The organism is Pirellulales bacterium, assembly GCA_036267355.1.
Classification (GTDB): domain Bacteria; phylum Planctomycetota; class Planctomycetia; order Pirellulales; family DATAWG01; genus DATAWG01.
This window is the reverse complement of sequence record DATAWG010000055.1, coordinates 41,820-48,257: the sequence shown is the minus strand read 5'-3', so window position 1 is coordinate 48,257 and position 6,438 is coordinate 41,820. Positions and strand designations below refer to the sequence as shown.

4 protein-coding genes are annotated in these 6,438 nt (G+C 61.8%); 1 reads left to right on the top strand and 3 read right to left on the bottom strand.

What is annotated here, in order from left to right:
- Positions 1-350: 350 nt before the first annotated feature.
- The 3 genes from VHX65_08925 to VHX65_08915 all read right to left on the bottom strand — a co-directional run bounded on the left by VHX65_08925 (position 351) and on the right by VHX65_08915 (position 5,162).
- The gene (locus VHX65_08925; protein ID HEX3998656.1) at positions 351-1,478 is read right to left on the bottom strand and encodes a sialidase family protein; all 1,128 of its coding nucleotides are present in this window, start codon (positions 1,476-1,478) and stop codon (positions 351-353) included.
- A 165-nt stretch (positions 1,479-1,643) separates the two neighbouring features.
- Positions 1,644-3,347 carry a hypothetical protein gene (locus VHX65_08920; GenBank protein HEX3998655.1) on the bottom strand — a complete coding sequence of 568 codons (1,704 nt, stop codon included), beginning with the start codon at positions 3,345-3,347 and terminating at the stop codon, positions 1,644-1,646.
- A 141-nt stretch (positions 3,348-3,488) separates the two neighbouring features.
- Entirely contained in the window at positions 3,489-5,162 is a 1,674-nt protein-coding gene (locus VHX65_08915) for a Ppx/GppA phosphatase family protein (GenBank protein HEX3998654.1), read from the bottom strand.
- 314 nt (positions 5,163-5,476) lie between these two features.
- On the opposite strand from VHX65_08915, the gene VHX65_08910 reads away from it, so the two are divergent.
- Positions 5,477-6,418, top strand: coding sequence for a bifunctional riboflavin kinase/FAD synthetase (locus VHX65_08910; GenBank protein HEX3998653.1), 942 nt, complete (start codon positions 5,477-5,479; stop codon positions 6,416-6,418).
- Positions 6,419-6,438 lie beyond the last annotated feature (20 nt).

Here is a 6,438-nt window from a genome sequence, read left to right as displayed (position 1 = left end):
GCGGTTTAGTCACAATCCGAGCTGCGGCGGAATCCGCAGTGCGACCGAATCAAGAACGCTCCGGTTCCTAGGGGGCGTCGTTGCACAAATCGTGCGTGCGTGTCGATGCGACAACCTGTTCGCGCATGGCCGCGGTGTCTCTATAGACCAACCGCGGCTGTGCTGCGCGCGTAGGTCGTTAGCAGGCATACTCCGTATGCCGTCTGCCACTCACACCGGGCAGCAATGGCCAACCGGCTTTCCACCGTTTTTCGAGGTGGATTGCGTCTCATCGCGCCGACGGCACACGGCGTGTGCCTGCTACGTTGGTCGGCGGGAGGCAAAACGGGACGCAGCTCTGTTGTGTTGCGCTATTTGCGCCGCGTGAGCACGGTTGCTTGAATTCGGTCGCCGTCTGAACTATCCGTCTGCCACGCGGCGACGATCGGTCCCATGCCGTTCACCGGCCCCGCGATGACCGGGTCCGATGCGGCGTCGGCAAGTTTCACCGGCGCGTCAGCGTGCGGAGGCAGCAGCATCACGGCGCCCGGCCGCCTTTCGATCCAGATGAAGTAGACGCCGCCAGGACCGCTCGCCGCCCAACCTTGCTGGCCCCGACCCAGCGGCAATTCCATTTTCCCCGGCGTGCAGGAATACAAATCGTGATCGCGACGCCAAATCGTGTGGACCGTGCCGTCGGTGTCGCACGCGATCCCGCCGCCATCCATAGGACAAGCATTGAGCGGCCACGTCCCGCGCCCCAGCTTCTTGGCGCGATCGAAACTGCGGCCGTTGTCTCCAGAGTTGGCTAGATACATGTCGCGGGCGCCGGCCAGATTGTTGCGCCACATCACATGCAGGCCGCCATCGCGATCAAAGGTCGCTTGCGGCTGGCAACATTGACAAACCGGGCCCTCCGGCGAGCGATAGATCATTTTCTCGTCGTGCCACGTTTCGCCGCCGTCGCCGGAGGCCGCCCCATACACCTGGGCGGTCTTCTCACGTAGGTCGAGCCAAACGCAGTAAAACGTCCCGTCGGGCGCGACCGTCAAATGATGTAGTCCCTCGCGCGCCGAACCGGGCACCGTGTTGATTTTCACGGGCCCCGACCAATGGTCGCCACCGCTACTGGAATGCCAAGCCAATAAATCGCCATCGCGGCCGTGCCCTTGCTCGCCGACGACCGCTGTGACGACAACAGACTTCTCGGATGCCGCGATTCGTGGGCCGCGGCGCATGCCGAGTGCCATGACGCCCGATTCGCCGATCTTTTTCGGTGGCTCAAAGCGTGTGCCGCTGGCCGACGAAGTGCAGAAGATTGAGTTTCCCGAACCGAACGCCATGTAGATCGTTCCGCCGGGACTGACCGCCAACTGTGGTTGCTGGGCGCCGGGCAAATCCTTTGCCGGTGCAATTCCAACAACATCCGCGGCGAGCGCCGCAGCAGCGCAGGAACATATAAAGACTGGGGCGCAGAAGCCCAGGCGAATCGCTTTCATCCGTCAATTCCCAACGACCGGTGACTGGAGGGGCGCAGATGCCAAAATGATGACAGGCATGGCGACCGACTTCAAGCGATTGGCGCCGGATAACGGGCCAGGCCGGATAACGGGTCAGAACTATTTGTGACGCAGTGGATCGTCGAAGTCGCTCGGCGCGCCCCATCACGCCACGATTGAGCGGCGGCGGTTTACGTAATCCCACACGACGTAGCGGTCGAGGTCTTTGCCGGCGGTGAAAAAGACGCGGCCGGTTGTCGATTCGGCCAAGCGGTAGGCGAATTGAATGTCTTCCGACGATTGGGCCCAGCTTTGCAGCAGGAAGATATTGATCGTGATCCCCTCGCGTTTGCAAAGCGCGCCTTCGCGGAGCGTGGCTCGCTCGGTTCGCGGATCGGGTGGATAGAGCAGATAGAGCTTCGAACCTTCGAAATGGGCCGTCGGCAGGCCGTCGGTTATCAAAATGATTTGCCGATTGGAGGTGTCTTGGCGGGAGAGGAATTGCCGGCCCATTTGCAGCGCGTGCTGAATGTTCGTGAAGTGGGGCGGGATTTGCATCTCGCTCACCTGCGGGTCGCTCATGTCGGCCCAGAGCTTCACGTACGAATCGAAAATCGTCACCGGCTTCGGCATCAGCGACGGAACATCGGCGGTCGCCACGGGCTTGGCGAACGAAAACATTTCGATGAATTGCAGAAAATCGCCCGGATATTCGCGGCGGATCAGTCCTTCGAGGGCAAGGCCCATTCGCTTGACGTTGATGTATTGGCCGCCGTAGCGCATCGAGCCGCTCATGTCCATCAATACGGCGGTGGCACATTTGGGCGTGTTGCGCGTGCGGTGGATTTCGATGTCTTCCGGCTTCATCCGCACCGGCAGATGCGTGCCGTCGCGGAGCATCGCATTCACCAGCGATGCGGGGATGTCCATCTGCGTGATCGAATCGCCGAATTCATACGGCTTCGTCTGCTGCAATTCAACGGCTCCGTCGCCGACGACGGGGCCATGATGCCGCCCGGAACGCGACGCCATCAGATTGCTGAAAATCTGTTCCAGCAATCGGCCCTGGAACAGGCGAAATGCTTTCGGCGTAAGTTGGTAGCCGCCGCGCTGGCCGCGCTGCAATCCTTGCCGTTCGGCCAACTCGCGGAGGTAGTTTTCCACTTGTTGTTGCAATTCGTTGAGTCGGTCCATATCGCCCGGCTCGGCGAATCGGGCCAGCGCTTCCATGTCGATCAGGCCGATCTGAGCGTTCTTTGCAGCTTCTTCGAGTTGCTTCAGGAGCCGATCGATGGTCTCCAATTCTTCCTTGATTTCGAGCGCCTCGGGCACGGTGAGCGGCGTTTGGCCGGTAAATTCGTAGTTGCCGGCCAATTCGTCGACCTGATATTTGTCGCCCAGCCGGTCGACCAATTGCACGATTTGCCGCGCCAGCGGGGAACGATCGTTGCCGACCTGATACCAGAGGCGTTCGAGGTCGCGAATCTGCTCTTCTTCGAAGGCCCGCTCGAATTGGTTTTGCAGCGGCTTCGGGGGCGAGATGCGCTCGCCCAAATCGCGATACGATTTTTTGGCGGTGTCTTGCGCCGTGTCGGATTCGTAGGTGGCGAGAATTTTTCGCTTCCGCTCCTTAAGCGCCGCCATGAGGGACTCGAGGCTCGGCCCGAGCCCGGTGATTTGGCTTGGATCGAGTTGCACGGCCCGGGCGAGTTCTTCCTCGGTCAGCTCGCGCATGTCGCCGAACATCAGCATGTGTTCGAACGCGGGGGAAAGCAGATCCGGCGGCGGCTCGGTCGGGCTGGGAAACTTTTTGGGATCGTATTTTTGATACGTGTGGATGACGCCGCCGAGCGATCGTCGATTTGGCATGGTGAAAAACCGTGGCTAAGGGGCGACGGGGCGAGCGGCACAAAAACGTGCCGCGGCGCATGCTCTTGCCATTCTATGCGTCGAGCGGCGTGGAAGAAACGCCGCGAAAGCGCCGCGATGCGATTGTGGATGGCGAACGAGTTACGCCGCCGGATCTCGCGGGGCCGCGGATTTGGCCGGCGCGCACGTTGGATCGCCGTTCGCCGCCGCTCGATCGTTGGCCGCCGGCACATTTTCCGCAGCGCCTGCGGCTTCGTCCCCGTCCCATTCGATGGCCAGTGGAGTGTGAAACACCTTTTGGAACATTTTCGAGCGGCGGCGGGCTCCCCACAGGTCGACTTCCGGGTTATCCGGCGCGACGGCCAGCAGCTCGAGCCGATCGGCGCTGCGGCGAATCTGCACATCGCGCACTGCTCCCGAATGGCTGCGGTCGAGGCCGCCGGCCAAACGGAGAATGGCCGACATTTGCCGGACCTTTTCTTGGTCTTCCGAAGGAAGCTGTGCGAAATTCGCGTGCTTCTTCTTCGGCTTGGCGCCGCGATGGTAGCGAGCCACGTTTGCGATCAACTGCAATTCGCGCGGTATAAAGCCGGGCAGGCCGCTGTGCAAAATCAGATGATAACTATGCTTGTGATGCTGATCGTAGTTGATCAGGTAGCCCACGTCTTGCAATCGGGCCGCGGCTTCCAGCAGCGATTGTTCCCCGGGGGCCAGGTTATACAGCTTCACCAACTGGGAATAAATCCGACCCGCCAAGCGGGCCACGTGCCGGCCATGCTCCGGTTCGCCGCCGCAGGCCGTCGCAAATCGCTCGATCGCCGCCTGACGGTCGTGAGGATCGTCATTCTGGGAGGTGTGGCCCTTGTCGATCATCGTGAGAATCAGGCCGTCGCGCACGCCGCGGCTATGCACCTGCAACAGGTTCACATGGAAATGCCGCATTAGCCGGTCGATCACCGTAAGCCCGGCCACGATGATATCGGCCCGATCCGGGCTCAAGCCGGGCACTCCGCGGCGAGCTTTCACCGGCATTTTCTGCAGTCGATCGAGCAGGTGGCTTAGCTCGGCATGGCTGATCGAATAGCCACGCAGCGGCAAATTATTTTGCCCCTTGGTGGCCATGATCATTTCCGCAAGGCTTGTGAACGTGCCCCCGGAACCAATCAACAGATGGGGAGCGAAATACGGCTTGGGGAGCAGCCGACGCAATTGTTGGTCGATGGCCTTCACGAGTTTTTCGTATCGGTCATCGACCGGCGAAGCGCCGTTGCCATACATCTCCGTGAGGCGCACGGCGCCGAGCGGGGTCGTGAATATCGCCTCGATGGCGTTGCCCGAGGCCAGGATCAGCTCGGTGCTGCCGCCGCCGATATCGGCCACGACGACATTTTTCCCGGCCAGATCGAATGCCCGCTCGACGCTGAAAAACGCCAGCCGGGCTTCACGCTCGGCGCTGATGACGTCGATATCGATGCCGAGTTCGGCCTTGGCGCGGAGGCAGAATTCTCGGCCGTTGGTGGCTTCACGAACCGCGCAGGTGGCGATCGTGCGCAGCTCGTCGACCTGAAATCCGTCGGCGATCTGCTTGAAGCGGCGCAGGGCCTCGAGCGTTTGTTCGACGGCTTCTGAAGGGAGCTTGCCGGTCGAGCTGAGCTCGCGGCCAAGCCGGGTCGGCTCGCGTTCTTCGTCGAGGATGCGGTAGTTCCCTCCCCGCAGCGGTTCGGCCACCATCAGCCGGACGCTATTCGAGCCGATGTCGATCGCCGCCAGCCGATGAGCGATTTCCCGCGACAAGATGATCTGCTTGGATTCCATCGGTCGATCCGCAAGGTGCGATTGTGGTATGGCGGTCGCAAACCGTCGCCGGACGACGGTGTATTAAAATAGCATAACAGCGCTACCAAGATTCAGGTATTCGGTTCGGCCACTCGGCCGCTTATGCTTCGGGCTATGCGTGGGCCCTTGTAGCCCGAAGCGTTAGCGAGGAAGGCGCGACCAAAGGGCGTATCGATTCCCCCGGCAAAGCAATGGTTGCAAGCCGCGTTCTCAGCGAACCGTTGATAGAACGGGCGCGAATCCTCATAATACGCGAACATTCCAGCGCATCTTTCCGAGGCAAAGCACACGGCATGGCGCCGCACGGCGTGAAACTGATCCGCAATCTGGCCGAGTTGGCCGACACGTTTCGCGGCGGAGCCGTGGCGATCGGCAATTTCGACGGCGTGCACCTGGGCCATGCCATGCTCGCCGAGCGACTGGTCGGCGCTGCTCGCGGCGCCGGTGGGCCGGCAGTCGTGTTTACATTCGATCCGCATCCGGTGTGGATCCTGCGGCCTGACTCGGCCCCGCCTCCGTTGACCTGGACCGATCGCAAAGCAGAGTTGCTCGGCGAGTTGGGCGTCGACGCCGTGATCGCGTATCCGACCGACACGGCCTTGCTCGAGCTTTCGGCCGAAGATTTTTTTCGCCGGATCGTCGTCGAACGGCTGGCCGCGAAGGACGTGGTCGAAGGAACGAACTTTTATTTCGGCCACGGCCGGGCCGGCACCATCGACGTGCTGCGGCGATTATGCCGGGCAGCGAAGATCGGCCTGGACGTTGTCGAACCGGTGATGATCGGCGGCGAGCCGGTTTCCAGTTCGCGCGTTCGCCGCCTTGTCGCTGCAGGCTCGGTCGACGACGCTCGGCAATTGCTTACGCAACCGTATCGTGTTCGCGGCATGGTGCGGCATGGGGCCGGGCGCGGGGCGAAATTGGGGTTTCCCACGGCCAACGTCGACGCCATCGACACGCTTTTGCCCGGGCCCGGGGTATATGCCGGTCGAGCTGCGGCGGGCGGGGCGCTGTGGCCGGCTGCGATCAATGTCGGCCCGAATCCGACGTTTGGCGAGCAGGCGATGAAGGTCGAAGTGCATTTGATCGGCTTTCAAGGTTCGCTCTACGGCGAGCCCCTGGAGGTTGACTTTCTATCCCGACTGCGAGACATTCAGCGGTTCGACAACGTGGCCGCGCTGTTGGCCCAAGTCGGGACCGACGTGGCCGAAGCCAAACGCCGCGCGGAGCGCGATTGAAGATGCGTTGGAAGCACCGG

What these genes read in the sequence shown, in the direction of transcription:
- VHX65_08920 (HEX3998655.1), bottom strand. Translation starts at nt 3,347, where the DNA reads ATGCCAAATCGACGATCGCTCGGCGGCGTCATCCACACGTATCAAAAA.
- VHX65_08925 (HEX3998656.1), bottom strand. Translation starts at nt 1,478, where the DNA reads ATGAAAGCGATTCGCCTGGGCTTCTGCGCCCCAGTCTTTATATGTTCC.
- VHX65_08915 (HEX3998654.1), bottom strand. Translation starts at nt 5,162, where the DNA reads ATGGAATCCAAGCAGATCATCTTGTCGCGGGAAATCGCTCATCGGCTG.
- VHX65_08910 (HEX3998653.1), top strand. Translation starts at nt 5,477, where the DNA reads ATGGCGCCGCACGGCGTGAAACTGATCCGCAATCTGGCCGAGTTGGCC.